This is a genomic window from Parasphaerochaeta coccoides DSM 17374, from assembly GCF_000208385.1.
In the GTDB taxonomy this organism is placed as follows: Bacteria; Spirochaetota; Spirochaetia; order Sphaerochaetales; family Sphaerochaetaceae; genus Parasphaerochaeta; species Parasphaerochaeta coccoides.
Genome location: NC_015436.1, coordinates 1,861,524 through 1,878,308, shown reverse-complemented (window position 1 = coordinate 1,878,308; position 16,785 = coordinate 1,861,524). Strand labels below are relative to the sequence as shown.

Genomic DNA, 16,785 nt, shown 5'->3' with positions numbered 1-16,785 from the left:
GTTGCTTGTCGGCGCTGTTTTGCCATGTGGCAAGTATACATATCCCCATCCTTTTGAGCAACGGAAGATGTTGGCTACATGGAAAAGCCACAAGGAAGTCACAGGGAAGGAGAGGCGCCCGAATGAAATCATTCTTCGTCGGAAGCTCCTGTGTCCGCATGCTGCTCAGGCGTCGCCACGGGTATGCGGAGTGTCTCAATGGAAACCGCCTTGCCGGAATCGTCCGCTTCAATCAGGACTCCTTGCGCTTCCAGCGAGTCCCAGCACTCCATGGAACGTACCGGTATCTGGGTGATGAGTTTCTCAATTTCCCTGTCAGGAGCAAAGCCTCCGACGCTCATTGTACTGCCGCATCTGCCATTGTCAGTAATCATTGCCGTGCCTTGGGGAAATATCCGGGCATCCGCCGTGAGTACTTTGGAATGTGTGCCGACCATCGCCGTCACCTTGCCGTCCAGGTGAAAGGCCATGGTGTTCTTCTCCGCCGTGGTGGAGGCGTGGAACTGCATGATGACGAAAGGGGTTTCCTGACGGGCTTTCTCCACCATGCTCGCAGCGAGAGCAAAGGGATTGGCGAGATGGGTACGGGGGAAGTCCGTAGTGCCCAGCAGGGTGATGACCGCGACAGTGACTCCGCTTCCGGGAAGCTTCACGTACCGTATGCCGCGTCCCGGCGTACCCATGGGGTAGTTGGCCGGACGGAGGATGGAACTGTTCCGTTCAATGTAATCGACCATGTCCATCTTGAAATATATCTTTTCTCCTCCGGTGAGGATGTCGATTCCCAGTTTCAGAAGCTGGATGGCATGGTTTTTCCCCAGTCCGAAACCATTGGTCGCGCCTTCTCCGTTGGCTATGACCAGGTTGATGTTTTTCTCTGTCCTGAGATTCCGCACGACGGATTTGACGGTATGGATGCCGGGACGTCCGACAATTTCGCCCAGGCACAGAATACGTATGCTCATGGGGACAACTGTACTGTGTCTTCCAAGTCTTGGGCAAGCATCGGAGAGAAGGCTTGCAGTGTCTTTTCAGGATGGCGTTCCACAAAGTATACTGGAGGCAAGGCGCCCCTGGGTTTTGAGCGGACGCATGGTCGGTGGCATGGTCGGTGGCATGACTGGCGGACTTCGGACAGCGCGGACGAAAAGCGGACGAAAAACGGACGGAAAAAGGACAAGGAGAAAGTAGCGATGATACAGAATCTACAGGATGCGGTTGTCTTGAATAATGGGGTGAAAATGCCCGGTCTGGGGCTGGGCGTGTTCCGGGTTGAGGAAGGGTCGCAGGTGAAGGATACCGTTCGCTGGGCGCTTGATGTCGGTTACCGCCATATCGATACGGCGGCGGTGTATGGCAACGAAGCCGGAGTCGGGGAAGCGGTCGCTGCAAGCGGCATCCCCCGCGAGCATATCTTCATTACATCGAAAGTCTGGAACGGCGACCAAGGATATGATTCGACCTTGAAGGCATATGATGCTTCCCTTGAACGTCTTGGGCTGGATTATCTGGATCTCTATCTCATCCACTGGCCGGTGAAGGACAAGTATGTCGATACGTGGAAGGCTTTGTTGTCCCTCTATGGGGACAAGAAGGTGCGGGCCATTGGGGTAAGCAATTTCCATATCCATCATATCGAGGATATCCTTGCTGTCGGATCGGTCGTGCCGGTGGTTGACCAAGTGGAGTGCCATCCCCGTCTGGTTCAGAAGGAACTCAAGTCATACCTGAAAACCAGGGGAATCTGGCTGGAGGCATGGAGTCCCCTCATGAAGGGCAACGTAGACATGCCTTTGTTGGTTGCTTTGGGAAAGAAATACGCCAAGACTCCCGCGCAGGTCGTCATCCGCTGGCATATCCAGCGTGATGTGATTGTCATTCCCAAGTCAGTCCATAAGGAAAGGATAGTGGAGAATGCCGGAGTATTTGATTTCTCACTGACGGAGGAAGAACTGGATGCAATCGATGGGCTGAATGAAAACCATCGCTACGGTTCAGATCCGGATAATTTTAATTTCTAGAGCTAATTTCCAGAGACTTGAGGGCATTTTACCAAGGCATCCTTTTCCTGTGGGGGAGGGATGCTTTTTTTCAAATCAACAAAAAAAGATTGACAAAGAGAAAAACAGGGCTGAAACTACATCTGAAAATTTAGAAAAAAGGAGGACATTTGTTGAGGTTCTTACTTTATGCAAACGTTTGCATAAACTTTATTTTTATCCACTTATCATTTTCAGCTGATTTTACCCGCAATCTACAAACTTAAGGAGGCTCACTACACTATGTGCAAAGGAAAAAAATTTTCTGTAGTTGTCATGCTTATTGTCCTGACCGCGTCTGTCCTGGCATTTGCTGCTGGCAGTAAGGAAGCAGCGGCATCGGAAATCGTCATTGGAAGCGTACAGGACATAACCGGCCCTACGTCTTCCCTTGGAAAAATGGTTGATTCAGGAGCCCGCCTGGCCATTGATGAAGTGAACGCCAAGGGTGGAGTGAATGGCAAGACAATCCGTATCATCACCTACGATACCAAAGGAGATGTCAACGAAGCTATCAACGCTTTTACCCGTGCCGTCACAACGGACAAAGTTTCGGCGCTCATCGGACCTCCGGTTGCGAACATCGCTTTGGCGCTCGCTCCGATTTCCGAACGCTATTCAGTTCCTTTCTTGAATCTTGCCATTGATCCCAAAGTCCAGATCAAAGCTGACGGTACACCATACAAGAACATGTTCGGTATGCAGCCCAGCGCTGACCAACAGGGTTCAATCATGGCTCAGTACGCAATTGAAAAACGCGGCTTCGGGAAATTCGGCATCATTTACAATGAATCCAATGCGTATGCGGTCTCCCTGCTCGCGCCGTTCGTGGACACAGTGAAAGCCAACGGCAAGACAGTAGCCGTTACCACAAGTTACACGGCCAATGACAAGGACTTCAAAACCCTGTTGAACAACATCCTCCAGGCTGGCGTTGATGCAATCTATTCCCCTGGGTACACCCAAGAATTGATTCTCATTACGCAGCAGGCTCGTGCCATGGGCTTCAAGGGTGCTTTGATTTACGGTCTGGATGCTGGCCCTCCGTTCAACAATCTGCTTGGCGAATCAGCGGACAACATCTATTTCATCAACAACATCGATACCACTGAACCACACCTTGAGGCAATCACCAAGTCTGTCAAAGCAACCCAGAACATTGATGTGACCAACAAATTCTTCCTTGGTTATGACATTGGCAACATTCTTGTTCAAGCTCTTGGGGCTGTTGGCAGTGATTCTGTCGCCATCCGTGACTATGTGGAGAACTTGAAGGGATACCAGGGATTGACCGGTGTCATTACCATGGATGCAAAGACGCACTTCCCTCTCGGATTGGAAATGGTCATGCACACGTATGAAGGTACCACTCCTGTCGTCCTTGAAAGATACAGTGCTTCATACTGATTTACGGTCTTGATATGAATGAGTCTTCCCCGGCGGATGACCTGTATGCCGGGGAAACTTGTATGTGATGTCCAACAAGGAATTGTCCAACAAGGAGTTTTGAATATGTCTCTCCAAATTCTAATCAACGGGTTGGCCCTTGGTTCCGTATATGCGCTGATTGCCACCGGTTTTTCCCTTGTGTTCAATGTGCTGAAGTTTTCTAACTTCGCATATGGAGCAATGATGACATGCGGAGCCTTCTTCGGGTACTTCCTGTCGGCGGCCAACGGGTGGGGACTTGTTCCTACGCTGCTTGTCGCCATGGTGTCGGGCGCAGTTTTGGGACTCCTGGGACAGGTCATTGCATTCCAAAGGATTCTCAACAACAATTCCTCGCCGATTTATTTTTTCGTATCTTCGATTACCCTCGGAACATTGCTTGAGGGCTTTGTCACACTGAAAGTCGGTGCCAATTTCTACAATTATCCACGGTTCTTTGAATCCTCAACATTTAAAATTGGCTCGGTCATCATTTCAAAGTCTGATGCAATGATGTTCGTCTTGAGTGCAATAGCGTTGCTTCTCCTGGCCTATGTGATAAAATACACACGTATCGGACGTGCCTTGAGGAGCGTCAGTTTCAACCGGGACAATGCCAGTCTCATGGGCATCAATGTCACCATGATCATCCGGTTGACGTTCATGGTATCCGGCGCCCTTGCCGGTTTGTCCGGGGTATTCCTGGGCATCAACTATACTTTGTATCCCACGTTGGGCAGTCTTGTCGTCAAAGGATTCATTGCGTCGGTCATTGGTGGCTTGGGCAGCTTGTCCGGCGCTGTCATTGGAGCTGTGCTTCTTGGCATGATGGAGACGTTCCTGATACATCTCATCGGTTCGGGTTATGCTCCTGTCGTCACTTTCCTGATTATGCTTGTATTCCTTCTTGTCCGCCCCCGCGGAATAGCCGGAAGCAACGTACAGGAAAAGGCATGAGAGAGGAGAGCAGATAAAATGGCATTATTGATTTCCATACTTACATCGACGCTCATCACTCTGATAGCAGTCATCGGCATCTATATCCTGACCGGCATGACGGGATTGTTCAGCCTGGGACAGGCGTCTTTCATGGCTATCGGAGCATATACCTCCGGTCTCCTTGTCGTCAAGTGGGGACTGCCATTTCCCCTTGCTTGTCTGATAGCCATTTTCCTGGCCGTTCTTGTCGGCTGGATTGTGGGTTTGCCTACCGTTCGACTGAGGCGTGACTACATTTCGTTGGTCACGTTGGGATTCGGGGAGGCGATTACCGCAATACTGAACCGCGCTACTCCGCTCACTGGCGGAGCCGCGGGATTTGTGGGCATACCGCCATATACATCCTTCACTCTGGTACTTGTATCCGCTGTCATCATCATTGCGGCAGTGGCCATGTTCAAGGTGTCCAAGTTCGGACGACAATGTTCCGCTCTCCGTGGGGATGAGCTTGCCGCCAGAGCTGTGGGAATCAATGTTCCCTGGATTAAGATGACAGCATTCCTGTTCTCGGTGGCTGTCACTGCCTACAGCGGCTGCCTGTATGCTTTTTACACAACCTATGTGGATCCCTCGATTTTCGGATGGAGAAAAAGCGCCGACTGGGTCATCATGGTGTTCTTTGGAGGTTCCGGCAGTCTTACCGGTGCTGTCCTTGCGACATTCATTCTTTCAGGACTTCCTGAAATCCTGCGTTTCCTTGCGGATTATAGGAGCATCTTCTACGCCGCGCTTGTCCTTTTGATTATCAATTTCAAACCATCAGGACTTCTGGGCAGTTGGGAACTCACTCCGAAGAACTTAAGAAAGCTTGCAAGGGATATATCACTGTTCATGAAGAAGGGTGGAAAGAATGCTTGAAATAACCAGAATACACAAAAATTTCGGAGGAATCGTCGCAGTACAGGATTTCTCCCTCACTGCCAGCCAAGGTGAGATACATGGAATCATTGGCCCGAATGGCGCTGGCAAGACGACTATCTTCAATGTCATTTCAGGCATCTATGCCGCTGACCAGGGCACAGTGATTCTTGATGGCCACGACATCACTCGTTTGGAACAGCATAAGATTGCCCGGAAGGGCATAGCCAGGACTTTCCAGAACATCAGGCTTTTCAAAGGGCTTTCCGTCCTGCACAATGTCATGTGCGCCTTTGATTCCCAGACGCGCTACAGCATCCTGGGCGCGTTCATTCCCACCCGGTTGCGCAGAGAGGAAGAAAAGCACGGACATGACGTATGCATGGCTTGCCTTGCCCGTGTCGGCATGGAAAAATACGCGGATGAGATGCCGGAAAATCTTCCGTATGGGCATCAACGTCGGCTGGAGATAGCGCGTGCCTTGGCCTGTCATCCCTCCATCCTTCTTTTGGATGAACCCGCGGCGGGGCTTAACCCGACTGAAGTGTCAGAACTCTCGGATCTGATTGTCAGTCTGGCGGAAAGCAAAGATTTCGCGGTTCTGTTGATTGAACATCGCCTTGAGTTGGTCATGAGTATTTCCCAGCTGATCCATGTCCAGAATTTCGGGAAGACAATAGCGACAGGTACGCCGGAGGAAGTCAAGGCAAATCCTGCGGTCATTGAAGCGTATCTGGGGAAGGAGGAGTAGGATGGCAATGTTCAGCGTAGAAGACCTGTCAGTACATTACGGGTATGTCACGGCACTCAAGAATGTGTCCCTGACTGCTGAACGTGGGCAGATAGTCAGCATCATTGGTTCCAATGGCGCCGGAAAGACATCACTGCTTCGTACAATATCCGGTCTGGTGAAGCCTGTCCACGGGAGAATCACATTCATGGACAAGGCGTTGCCTCATCAGGCCCACAAAATTGTCGGCCTTGGTATTGTTCATGTCCCTGAGGGGAGAGGAACCTTCTCCGGGCTGACTATCCAGGATAACCTGCTGGTCGGAGGATATCGGTTCCGCGGCGGTCAGCTTCATCAGGATTTGGTTGAGCAATATGAACTTTTTCCACTCCTGAAACACAGGAAGACACAATTCGCGGGTACTCTGTCCGGTGGAGAACAGCAAATGCTTGCGATTAGCCGTGGATTAATGAGCAAACCGAAGATTTTGCTTCTTGATGAGCCAAGTCTTGGGCTTGCGCCACTTGTCGTCAACCAAGTATATGATGTAATCCGGAGAATCCGTGATTCCGACATCACGATAATCCTGGTGGAACAGAATGCGCGTAAGGCACTTTCCATCTGCGACAAAGCCTATGTGCTGGAGAACGGCGAGATACGTGCCACCGGTACGGGCGGCGAGCTTCTGTCCTCTGATTTGGTGAAGAAGGCGTACCTGGGACAGTGACCTGCATGAAGTATGGCATGAAGTATGGCATGGAGCATGACACGGAAGGGGAAGTATGGGAAAAAAGAAAGCAGCGGTCACTTTGCATGATGTAGCAAACAAGACAGGGGTCTCGGTCAGCACTGTCTCCCGTGTCTTGGCGGGCAAAGAATATATTTCTCCCCGGACTCGTCAGAAAGTCATGGCGACCGTGGCGGAGATGAATTATTCTCCCAACGCCATGGCACGCGGCCTGAAGTCAGGTCAGAGTAATATGATAGCGTTGGTGATTCCCAGCATCCACAACCTGATGTTTCCCGTCTTGACCCGTGGGGTGGAAGATACTGCCCGCAAGAATGGTTACATGGTCATACTCTGTAATACTGATGAAGATACAGATGCCGAGAAAGGATATATCACGAAGTTGCGTAATTCCTGGGTCGATGGCATGATTTTTGCGACCATGCTTCCTGACTCCCACTATATTCGGGAATTGAGGCAGTCGGGATTTCCTGTAGTCCTGACATCCCGTGCATATGACAAGACGATAGATGCCGTTGTCATCGACAACGTATCGGCCTCATATGATGCGACATGCTATCTGATTGGCAAGGGATATCGACGCATAGCTTTTGCCATGGGCCCTGATTTCCAGTTGTATGAGGACAGGTTCCAGGGCTATTGCAATGCTCTCAAGGAAAACGGCATTCCCTTTGATGAGCGCTTGGTCATGCATGAGACAGATGGGGTGAACTCCTTTGCTGGTCTCATCAGAAAAATGATAGAGGAGCAGGGAAAACCTGATGCGGTCTTTGCCAGCACGGATAACCGGGCAATTGTCATTATGCGCACGCTCTATGATATGGGTTTCCGTATCCCGGATGATATTGCGGTGATGGGATTTGACAACGTTGATTTCAGTTCACTCGTTGAGCCACCCTTGTCTACGGTATCACAACCGCTTTATGACATTGGCGCGACTGCGACAAGACGCTTGATTCACCAGATACGGGCGGTTCGGAACACTGGGGTTCTTGATCCTCCTGTGGTCGAGCAACTGGAAACACATCTGCTTATCAGGCAATCGACATGATGTCCTGCCGGACAGGCAGGCATGGATACAGTGATGTTCACCTTTTGATTGTGCTGCCATCTTTCCAATGAGGAGTTACCAATGCCAGGACATGAACGGTTTTGTTTTCCATTGTATGAGGACCTGGAAAAGAGAATTGAGGAACTGGGTGTGGACATAACCTTGCAGGAGGATTTGTCTGTGCTGGCGTCCCCTGTTGTTGCAGGGAAGAAACGGGCTTCCAATTCCATAGCCATTTTGCCGATGGAAGGTTGTGATTCTGAACCTGACGGTAGTCCCAGCGAGCTAGTCACCCGCCGTTATACACGTTTTGCCAAGGGGGGAGCGGGGCTGATCTGGTGGGAAGCGAATGCTGTGGTTCCTGAAGGGCGGGCGAATCCTTTGCAGATGATGCTGACAAAGGACAATCTTTCTGCTTTTGCCCACCTTCTTTCCGTGGTCAACAACGCTGCGTCCGAGGCGAACGGAAAGAATCATCGGCCTCTCCATATCTTGCAGCTGACTCATTCCGGACGTTATTCCCGTCCAATCGGACATAAGGCAGCTCCTCTCGTGCCGCAGCATGATCCATTGCTTGATTCCCGTGTCGGCATTGACAGCCATGATGATTCGGTCATAGTCACGGATGAATATATTGATTCCCTTGTCCCGCATTATATTCAGTCAGCGCTCATGGCTCGTGAAGCAGGGTTCGATGGGGTGGATATCAAGGCATGTCACAGGTATCTCATCAGCGAACTGCTTGCCAGCCATACGCGGGCAGGAAAATACGGTGGATCCTTTGAAAATCGTACCAGGCTGCTTCTTGATATCATCAGGGGAGTGAAGGAAGCGGCAGGAGATGATTTTATCATTGCGTCCCGCTTCAACATCTTTGACGCCCACCCGTATCCCTATGGTTTTGGCGAGGATGCCCAGGATTTCTGGAAGTTCAATCCTGATGAACCTGTGCGCCTTGTCAAGGAAATGTGCGCGGCGGGAGTCGGACTCCTTTCCAATTCCGCTGGGAACCCTTACTACATTTACCCTCAAGTGACCCGGCCTTTCGATATCTCCAGTCAGGGAATCCCGGTTCCCAATGAACATCCACTGGAAAGCATTGCCCGGCTTTTCCGTTTCTCCCGTCTTGTCCAGGAAGCGGCAGGTTCCGTACCTGTCGTGGGCAACGGTTATACATGGCTCAGGCACTACCTGCCATACGCCGGGGCAGCGAACATTGCCGCGAAATCTTGTTCTTTCATTGGTCTGGGGAGGATGGCGATTGCTTATCCTGACGCGCCGAGGGATATCATCATGAAAGGTAAGATGGAGTCTGGAAAATGTTGCATCACGTGTTCCAAGTGTACCCAGATCATGAGAGACCATGGACGGACAGGATGTGTCATCAAGGACAGTGCGGTCTATGCGCCATTGTACAAGGAAGCACGTCAGGATGCTGAATCCCGTGCGGCTGGAACGTGAACGGAGAATATGAACGGAGAATGTGAACCCGAAGAAAAACGACGGCAAAGGATAAAGTAAGATGAAGAAGACAGCAATTGTGACGGGCGGCAGCAAGGGCATAGGATATGCAATAAGCACCCAGTTGGGACTGGATGGTTACAATGTCGTAATCTTTGCACGCCAGTCTCAGGAGGCTAACCAGGCTGCGCTCAATGAACTGACCGCGCTTTCCATAGACTGGGAGTACGTCCAGGGAGATTTGGGTGACAGCGATGCCCGCCAAAGGCTTGTCACGGCAGCTGTCGGCCGCTTTGGCGCCATCCATGTCTTGGTTAACAATGCGGGAGTCGCGCCTCTGACACGCAATGATCTGCTCGACATGACCGAGGAAAGTTTTGACAGGGTAGTTGGTATCAATACAAAGGGTACGATGTTCCTGACACAGCTTGTCGCCCGCCAGATGATTTCCCAAGAGATTCCCGATGGCGTGGGGAAAAGAGGGACCATCGTGAATGTTTCTTCCTGTTCTTCCGTAGTTTCTTCAATAAACCGGGGTGAATACTGTATCTCGAAAGCAGGCATGTCGATGCTTACGACATTGTATGCCGACAGGCTGGCACGGGAAGGGATTCTGGTGCATGAGGTGCGTCCGGGAGTCATTGAAACGGACATGACCCGGACGGTCAAGGAAAAGTATGACGACTTGTTCTCTTCCGGATTATTTCCCATAGCACGCTGGGGGCGTCCAGAGGATGTCGCTCATGCCGTATCTGCCCTTGTCAGTGATAAATTCCTGTACTCGACGGGCAATTACATTGATATCGATGGAGGTTTCCATATACAGCGCCTATAAAATGAGTAGAAAGACTGGCGGGAAACGGATGGAGGAATGTACATGAAAAACGAGACAGTATCCATTAATGAGCATGAGGTTTCCCTATATTCCTGCAATACAATCGTAGTCGGGAGCGGAGCGGCTGGCTTTAACGCTGCTTCCCGGCTTTTTGACTATGGGGTGAAAGACTGTGCCATTGTTACCGAGAAACAGACGGGTGGTACGTCCCGGAATACCGGATCTGATAAACAGACATATTATAAGGTAAGTCTGTCGGGCAATGATGCTGATAGCGTCTATTCCATGGCTGAGACTTTGTTTTCAGGGGGAAGCATGGACGGAGACATAGCTTTGTGTGAAGCTGCATCGTCCTCTGAAAGTTTCATGCGTCTCGTGCAGCTTGGAGTGCCGTTTCCCCGCAATCGATATGGTGAGTTCATTGGATACAAGACTGACCATGATCCGTACCGTCGGGCGACCAGTGTGGGGCCGTATACTTCCAGGATGATGACCGAAAGACTTGAAGCCGAGGTCATGAGCAAGGGCATTCCGATTTTTGACGGCCATCAGGTGATTCGTGTCCTGACTCATGACAATGAGGTTCGCGGGCTTCTTTGTCTTGTCCAGTCCGGAAATGAAGAACCACAGTATGTTGTTTTTAATTGTCGCAATGTGGTGTATGCCACTGGAGGCCCTGCGGCCATGTACGCTGAGAGCGTATTCCCCGGCGTGCAGTTTGGTGCCAGCGGACTGGCTTTTGAAGCTGGAGTGAAGGGGAAGAATCTGACTGAATGGCAATATGGTCTGGCTTCGGTGCGTCCGCGCTGGAATGTCTCCGGGACATACATGCAGGCCATGCCCCGTTTCATCTCTACTGACTCCGCCGGAAAAGATGAAAAGGAATTTCTTTTGGATTTCTTTCCTTCCAGGGAAGAAATGCTTTCCAGGGTATTTCTCAAAGGATACCAGTGGCCGTTTGACGCGCGCAAGGTTTCCGGTCAATCCAGTCAATCATCCATCGTAGACATCCTGGTCTATCTGGAAAAGCAGAAAGGGCGCAGGGTTTTCCTTGATTACCGGAGCAATCCGGGTAGTGGAGCTATAGATTTTTCAGTTTTGGAGCCGGAAGCACGTGATTATATGGAAAAAGCGGGGGCTTGTTTCGGCACTCCCTTTGAGCGGCTTTCTCATATGAACCGGCCGGCAGTGGACTTCTACCGGACTCATGGCATAGATTTGGCACTATCTCCGCTGGAGATTTCTCTTTGCGCCCAGCATAACAACGGGGGACTGGCGACCGACCTGTGGTGGCAGACGAACATTGCTGGTTTTTTCGCTGTTGGAGAAGTCGCGGGTACTCATGGTGTCTATCGTCCGGGAGGAGCGGCGTTGAATGCTGGTCAGGCAGGCTCCCAACGTGCCGCCCTTTTCATATCCGCTCATCGCACTGAAACACCGCGTGAAGCGGCAGAGGTGGTTTCTGCGTGTACTGGCGCTATTTCTGAGATGATAGAGCTTGGCAGGAAGGCTGTGAAAAAAACTGAACCGGAGACCGCGCGTACTATTCTCCACAGCCAAGCGTTGGAAATGAGTGCCGCCGCGGGGCCATTCCGAACCAAGTCAAAACTTGAGGTTTTCAGGACGCTGATAGAGAAGAAGCTTGCCGCGTTTCCTCATGAAGTTCATGTCACGCATCCTTCGTATCTTGCCTGGGTCTTCCGGTTGAGGGATGTCCTGATTAGTCAGTTCACGTATGTATCTGCCATGATCGATTATGTAGATACAGGCGGAAAGAGCAGGGGAAGCGCTCTGTATGCTGATTCCGCCGGAGAGATTCCCTATCCAGGATTATCCGAAGGATTCCGGTTCATCATTGATGATGGTTTTCGTCAGGGGGATGTACAGGAAATAAGCTACGGGTTGCCCTCATGTTCCATCCACTGGCGTACGGTTCGTCCGATTCCTCATGATGATTCTTTCTTTGAGAATGTGTGGCGCATGTACCGTGAAAATCAGAATATCTGGTAGGGTGCTGTCGCGTGGAAAAGAACTACGCAACCAAGGAGAGATGAAGGTGAAGAAGCATAATGTGTTTGATATCGATGGTATGGAAATGCCCGCGGGACGCAGGACTCGTGTCATGATTGGCTCAAACGGGGCAATTGACGGGGAGTATTTCTGCCAGGGTTACGTAGTCATCTATCCTGATGGTTCCATTCCCATGCACGAACATGAGACTGTCGAAACATATACTATCCTCAAGGGATCAGGACGGATGACTGTCGATGGTGAAGTGTCGGAAGTGCGGGAAGGGGATTTCGTGTATATCGACAGCCACAAGGAGCATGAGTTGGTGAACACGGGAGATGAAGACTTGCATATGATGTTCGTCTATGCTCCCAAGATGGTTGTCGCGCATTGGGCGGAGGAACAGGCGGGCAGAGTCTGACGGTTCCTCCGTGACGGAGACGTACATTCCATTTTGTCTACCTGACAGCTGCCAGCGCCTTCTCGTAATCAGGATGGGTGCTGACATCAGCCACGTATTCCACATAGGTGACTATGTCGTTTTCATCCACCGCAAAGATTGCGCGGGCAAGTAACCCGTAGCCAGAAAGCTCCACGCCATATTTTTCGGCAAACTCACGGTCACGGTAATCACTGACAGTCATCACCTTGTCAATGCCCGCCGCGCCGCACCAGCGAGCCTGGGCGAAAGGCAAGTCCATGGAGATAGTGATGACAGTAGTGTCCTTGAGGGAGGCGGCTTCCTGGTTGAAGCGGCGCACTTCCATGTCGCAGACGCTCGTATCAATTGAAGGGACGGACACAAACAGCTTCTTGCCCGTGACACTCCTGGATTCAAACGTATCAAGATTGTTCGCTACCGCGGTGAAGGACGGAGCCTTGTCACCGACCTTGAGGTGCGTACCTTTCAACGTAATGGGCTGGCCTTTGAAAACTACTTTCATAACATCCTTCCTTTGGGACATGCATTCCGTTGCATGTTGTATTCTTCCTATTGGAAGATACTATCTGGCCAGGTGCCTCGGCAAATGGAAAAGCGGGGGTGTCAGTATAATGGAAAAGGACATTATCTTTTCCGTGCTGCGGAAAAGTCCGCGGAAAACCTGTCACTGACGGCATGGAAGATGACCGCCGCGACAAGCATGAAGGCCATGATGAGGAACATTGTCCTGTAATCTGTCCATGCGGCCAAGAAGCCCGCGATGATTGACCCTATGCCCAGACCTCCGTCAAAAAGCATGAAGAAAATAGCATTGGCCACCCCAAGGCGGGCGACAGGGACATGTATGGCGGATAAAGTCTGTAATGTAGCCTGAGTGGCGCTGAAACCTATGCCATAAAGCAAAGCGCTGACCATGAAAGCTCCATAGCTAGTACTGAACGCAAGGATGAGAAGCCCGCCGCCCAAGAGGATGATACCGGGATAGAGAATCCTGCCATACCCATGACGGTCGGCCAGCCGTCCGAACCATGGACGGAGAAAAACCATGGAAAGAGCGTATACGGTAAAATAGGAACCTATGTTTTCAATGCCTTTTTCCTGTGCGAAAAGCGGGAGGAAACTGATGACTGCGCCATATCCTATGCAGATGATGGCCATGGTGAGGGACGGACGTATGGTTTTCCATGGTGAATACCGGACTTCCGTTGCCTGCCTTCCGGGACGGACTCCCAGGGATATATGGCGGATGGGGAAAGCAAAGACAGTTGCCGCGACCATCATGACAAAAGCGGCGGCAAAGAGCGCACCGGAACCGGAACGGGTGAAAAGGAAAATGCCAACCACGGGAGCGAAAGCTATGGCCAGGCTGGTGGACAGGCTGAAATAGTTCATTCCCAAGCCGAAGCGTGATGAAGGGATGAAGTCAGTGGCGACAGTTGCTGTGGCGGTACTCACAACGCCCCATCCAATTCCATGGGCTATCCTGAGCAGAAAAAAAGCAGCGAGGCCGGGCAGGATGCCGTACAAGACAGTCACGACGGACAATGAGGCAAGTCCAATCCAAAGAACCACGCTGCGACCGAACCTGTCGGCTGCCGTACCAGCTATGTAACGGAACAGGACGGCGGCGACGGTGAGCAGCCCCGCCATCAAGCCGATTGTGGTATCTGAAGCCCCCAGCGTCCGGGCATACAGAGGGGTTGTCGGGAGCAATATTTGGTGGGCAAGGAAGATGAAAAGATTGACCAACGTGACCAGCAGAAAGTTCCGTGTCCATATCGGATCTGGCGTTATTGAGGGTGTTGCGGAGGGAGTCACTGAAGGAGTCACTGCGGGGGGCGGCAAAGGGGCAGTTCTGTTTTCCACGTTCTGATTCATATGTCGAGCATAGAATATTTCCCATGCCGGGGGAAGGCATAGGAAGACAAACGGGTTGGAAAACACGGATGAATATGATATCTCTCATCAAGAGGATGGCATCAGGAGGATGAGAGGGCGTATGACATTGGGAATTGGCGCACTGGAAATAGGCGCAAGCAGGACGCTTGTCGTCCGGGTTGACGGGACGAACATGGCGACCATCTATGATGACAGACTGCTGGAAGTATTCGCTACTCCCCAGATGATAGCTTTCATGGAGTTGAGCGCGTCTTCTCTGTTGGAAGATTACATGGAGGAAGGACAGGCGTCCGTAGGCGCGGGAGTGGACATCAGACATACATCGGCCACTCCTGAAGGAATGGATGTCACCATAACGGCTACGGTCACCGGCATCGACCGTCGCCGCGTGGATTTTGCCGTCGAAGCTCGTGATGCTTGCGGTCAGGTCGGTTCAGGAGTTCACACACGTTTCATTGTAGACAGGGAGGCTTTCATGAAGAAGACTATGGAAAAGACCAAGGAGAAGACTCAAGACCTGATGATGGAGCAAAAAGTATAACTCACCCCTGGATGGTTGCAACGTACCATGAAGATTTTCATTTCCTTCCGGTCATCCCTTTTGCTCATTCCTTTCTCTCATTCCTTCTTTGGGGTGTCCCTGATTTCTCTCCGTCTGATTTTCCCGCTGATAGTCTTGGGGAGATGCTCGACGAACTCAATGATCCGGGGACATTTGTACGATGCCGCTATCTTCTTCACATGAGCCTTGATGTCATGCGCAAGGGCAAGCCCGCGTAACCCGGAATGTTTTGATGATACCACGACGGTTGCCTTGATGACCTGTCCCCGTTTGTCATCAGGGACGCCTGTCACCGCGCATTCCACCACGGCAGGATGCGTCATTACGGCACTCTCCACTTCAAACGGGCCAATCCTGTAGCCGGAACTCTTTATCACATCATCGAGCCGTCCGACGAACCACAGATAACCGTCTTCATCCATCGTGGCCACGTCTCCCGTGTGGTATACGTTCTCATGGTAGACTGATTGGGTCAGGACGGAATCACGATAGTACCCCATGAACAACCCCAAAGGTTTTCCTCTCTGTGTGTGTATGACTATTTCACCCTGCTGTCCGGTTCCCACGGGATTTCCCTTTTCATCGACAAGGCGGATGTCATAGGCCGGGTTAGGCACGCCCATTGAACCAGGTTTCGGGTTCATCCACGGAAAAGTCACGACGGTGACGGTAGTCTCAGTCTGACCATAGGCTTCCATGATTCTGATGCCCGTCGCCTTGAGGAAGGCTTCATACACTGATGGATTGAGCGCTTCTCCGGCTGTCGTGCAGTATTTTAGGGAGGAAAGGTCGTACCGCCCCAAATTTTCACGTATCAGGTAGCGATAGACGGTAGGAGGAGCGCAGAAAGAAGTGATGCGATATTTTTCCGCAAGGTGAAGAAAGATGCCGGGGTTGAAGCGTTCATGGTCATAGACGAAGACACAGGCTCCCGCAATCCACTGACCGTAGAGCTTTCCCCACACAGCCTTGGCCCATCCGGTGTCCGCTACCGTCAGGTGAAGACTGTCCTCATGGATGTTGTGCCAGTATGAAGCGGTGACGATGTGTCCCAGAGGATACGTGAAGTCATGAATGACCATCTTGGGTTCGCCAGTCGTGCCGCTGGTGAAGTAGAGCAGGAATATGTCCTCGTTGGCATTCACCTGGGCAGGACGGATGAAGGAACCCGCGTTTTCAATGCCTTTGTGGAAGTCGAGCCAGCTTTCTGGCGCATCATGGAGCGTGATTTTCACTTTCACGGTGGGAGACTCCTGCAAGGCAATGTCAATCGTGCGGCGAAGCTCATCATCTTCCGTGCAGATGATTGCCTTTATGCTGGCGGCATTGGCGCGGTATACTATGTCGTGGACTGACAGCAGATGCGTGGCGGGGATGGCGACCGCGCCAATCTTGTGCAGGGCGAGGATGGCGAACCAGAACTCATAACGGCGTTTGAGCATCAGCATCACCATGTCACCCTTGCCAACGCCCAGGCTTTGGAGGTAGGCGGCGGTTCGGTCACTGTAGTCCTTGATGTCCTGAAAGGTAAATATACGTTCTTTTCCCCTGTCATTCGTCCAGTAGAGGGCATTTTTATTGGGGTTTGTTCTTGCCCACTCATCGACGACATCATAAGCGAAGTTGAAGTTGTCCGGCACATGTATATGAAAGTTCCCCGCGAAATCTCCGGTGGAACTGAAACGTGTCTTGTCCAGGAATTTTTCAAGCATGGTGCTTCCTT

General features: G+C 51.4%; 16 protein-coding genes. 12 read left to right on the top strand and 4 right to left on the bottom strand.

Features of this window, described 5'->3' with window-relative positions:
• Positions 1-128: 128 nt before the first annotated feature.
• The gene (locus tag SPICO_RS08070; protein ID WP_013740178.1) at positions 129-965 is read right to left on the bottom strand and encodes a TIGR00282 family metallophosphoesterase; all 837 of its coding nucleotides are present in this window, start codon (positions 963-965) and stop codon (positions 129-131) included.
• A gap of 15 nt (positions 966-980) precedes the next feature.
• Here SPICO_RS08070 and SPICO_RS08065 point away from each other — a divergent pair, with 15 nt between their 5' ends.
• From SPICO_RS08065 to SPICO_RS08015, 11 genes are all read left to right on the top strand, one after another.
• Positions 981-2,021 (top strand): aldo/keto reductase, encoded by a 1,041-nt coding sequence (locus SPICO_RS08065; RefSeq protein WP_281047927.1) that lies wholly within the window; start codon positions 981-983, stop codon positions 2,019-2,021.
• 261 nt (positions 2,022-2,282) lie between these two features.
• Positions 2,283-3,446 carry an ABC transporter substrate-binding protein gene (locus tag SPICO_RS08060; protein ID WP_013740176.1) on the top strand — a complete coding sequence of 388 codons (1,164 nt, stop codon included), beginning with the start codon at positions 2,283-2,285 and terminating at the stop codon, positions 3,444-3,446.
• Between the two features lie 105 nt (positions 3,447-3,551).
• Entirely contained in the window at positions 3,552-4,424 is an 873-nt protein-coding gene (locus SPICO_RS08055; protein WP_013740175.1) for a branched-chain amino acid ABC transporter permease, read from the top strand.
• Positions 4,425-4,442: 18 nt separating this feature from the next.
• Positions 4,443-5,324 carry a branched-chain amino acid ABC transporter permease gene (locus SPICO_RS08050; protein ID WP_013740174.1) on the top strand — a complete coding sequence of 294 codons (882 nt, stop codon included), beginning with the start codon at positions 4,443-4,445 and terminating at the stop codon, positions 5,322-5,324.
• Positions 5,317-6,075 (top strand): ABC transporter ATP-binding protein, encoded by a 759-nt coding sequence (locus tag SPICO_RS08045; RefSeq protein ID WP_013740173.1) that lies wholly within the window; start codon positions 5,317-5,319, stop codon positions 6,073-6,075. Before SPICO_RS08050 ends, SPICO_RS08045 begins: the two co-directional genes overlap by 8 nt.
• Position 6,076: 1 nt before the next feature.
• Positions 6,077-6,781 carry an ABC transporter ATP-binding protein gene (locus SPICO_RS08040; RefSeq protein WP_013740172.1) on the top strand — a complete coding sequence of 235 codons (705 nt, stop codon included), beginning with the start codon at positions 6,077-6,079 and terminating at the stop codon, positions 6,779-6,781.
• 55 nt (positions 6,782-6,836) lie between these two features.
• Positions 6,837-7,853, top strand: a complete 1,017-nt coding sequence (locus SPICO_RS08035; RefSeq protein WP_013740171.1) for a LacI family DNA-binding transcriptional regulator — start codon at positions 6,837-6,839, stop codon at positions 7,851-7,853.
• 81 nt (positions 7,854-7,934) lie between these two features.
• Positions 7,935-9,314, top strand: a complete 1,380-nt coding sequence (locus SPICO_RS08030; RefSeq protein ID WP_013740170.1) for an oxidoreductase — start codon at positions 7,935-7,937, stop codon at positions 9,312-9,314.
• A gap of 61 nt (positions 9,315-9,375) precedes the next feature.
• On the top strand, positions 9,376-10,149 hold the full coding sequence (locus SPICO_RS08025) for a 3-ketoacyl-ACP reductase (RefSeq protein WP_013740169.1): 774 nt from the start codon (positions 9,376-9,378) through the stop codon (positions 10,147-10,149).
• Positions 10,150-10,191: 42 nt separating this feature from the next.
• Positions 10,192-12,159, top strand: a complete 1,968-nt coding sequence (locus SPICO_RS08020; RefSeq protein WP_013740168.1) for an FAD-dependent oxidoreductase — start codon at positions 10,192-10,194, stop codon at positions 12,157-12,159.
• A gap of 46 nt (positions 12,160-12,205) precedes the next feature.
• The gene (locus SPICO_RS08015) at positions 12,206-12,580 is read left to right on the top strand and encodes a cupin domain-containing protein (RefSeq protein ID WP_013740167.1); all 375 of its coding nucleotides are present in this window, start codon (positions 12,206-12,208) and stop codon (positions 12,578-12,580) included.
• A gap of 37 nt (positions 12,581-12,617) precedes the next feature.
• On the opposite strand, the gene tpx is transcribed toward SPICO_RS08015, so the two are convergent.
• Entirely contained in the window at positions 12,618-13,103 is a 486-nt protein-coding gene (gene tpx, locus SPICO_RS08010) for a thiol peroxidase (protein ID WP_013740166.1), read from the bottom strand.
• Between the two features lie 122 nt (positions 13,104-13,225).
• Positions 13,226-14,467: an MFS transporter gene (locus tag SPICO_RS08005; protein ID WP_215904609.1), complete on the bottom strand. Its 1,242-nt coding sequence runs from the start codon at positions 14,465-14,467 to the stop codon at positions 13,226-13,228.
• 133 nt (positions 14,468-14,600) lie between these two features.
• Here SPICO_RS08005 and SPICO_RS08000 point away from each other — a divergent pair, with 133 nt between their 5' ends.
• On the top strand, positions 14,601-15,041 hold the full coding sequence (locus tag SPICO_RS08000; RefSeq protein ID WP_013740164.1) for a thioesterase family protein: 441 nt from the start codon (positions 14,601-14,603) through the stop codon (positions 15,039-15,041).
• 77 nt (positions 15,042-15,118) lie between these two features.
• On the opposite strand, the gene SPICO_RS07995 is transcribed toward SPICO_RS08000, so the two are convergent.
• Positions 15,119-16,774, bottom strand: coding sequence for an AMP-binding protein (locus SPICO_RS07995; protein ID WP_013740163.1), 1,656 nt, complete (start codon positions 16,772-16,774; stop codon positions 15,119-15,121).
• Positions 16,775-16,785: the final 11 nt, after the last annotated feature.

Bases quoted from the DNA above. Each gene is read 5' to 3' on its own strand.
- SPICO_RS08070 (WP_013740178.1), bottom strand. From the start codon at position 965: ATGAGCATACGTATTCTGTGCCTGGGCGAAATTGTCGGACGTCCCGGC.
- SPICO_RS08060 (WP_013740176.1), top strand. From the start codon at position 2,283: ATGTGCAAAGGAAAAAAATTTTCTGTAGTTGTCATGCTTATTGTCCTG.
- SPICO_RS08055 (WP_013740175.1), top strand. From the start codon at position 3,552: ATGTCTCTCCAAATTCTAATCAACGGGTTGGCCCTTGGTTCCGTATAT.
- SPICO_RS08050 (WP_013740174.1), top strand. From the start codon at position 4,443: ATGGCATTATTGATTTCCATACTTACATCGACGCTCATCACTCTGATA.
- SPICO_RS08045 (WP_013740173.1), top strand. From the start codon at position 5,317: ATGCTTGAAATAACCAGAATACACAAAAATTTCGGAGGAATCGTCGCA.
- SPICO_RS08040 (WP_013740172.1), top strand. From the start codon at position 6,077: ATGGCAATGTTCAGCGTAGAAGACCTGTCAGTACATTACGGGTATGTC.
- SPICO_RS08035 (WP_013740171.1), top strand. From the start codon at position 6,837: ATGGGAAAAAAGAAAGCAGCGGTCACTTTGCATGATGTAGCAAACAAG.
- SPICO_RS08030 (WP_013740170.1), top strand. From the start codon at position 7,935: ATGCCAGGACATGAACGGTTTTGTTTTCCATTGTATGAGGACCTGGAA.
- SPICO_RS08025 (WP_013740169.1), top strand. From the start codon at position 9,376: ATGAAGAAGACAGCAATTGTGACGGGCGGCAGCAAGGGCATAGGATAT.
- SPICO_RS08020 (WP_013740168.1), top strand. From the start codon at position 10,192: ATGAAAAACGAGACAGTATCCATTAATGAGCATGAGGTTTCCCTATAT.
- tpx (WP_013740166.1), bottom strand. From the start codon at position 13,103: ATGAAAGTAGTTTTCAAAGGCCAGCCCATTACGTTGAAAGGTACGCAC.
- SPICO_RS08000 (WP_013740164.1), top strand. From the start codon at position 14,601: ATGACATTGGGAATTGGCGCACTGGAAATAGGCGCAAGCAGGACGCTT.
- SPICO_RS07995 (WP_013740163.1), bottom strand. From the start codon at position 16,774: ATGCTTGAAAAATTCCTGGACAAGACACGTTTCAGTTCCACCGGAGAT.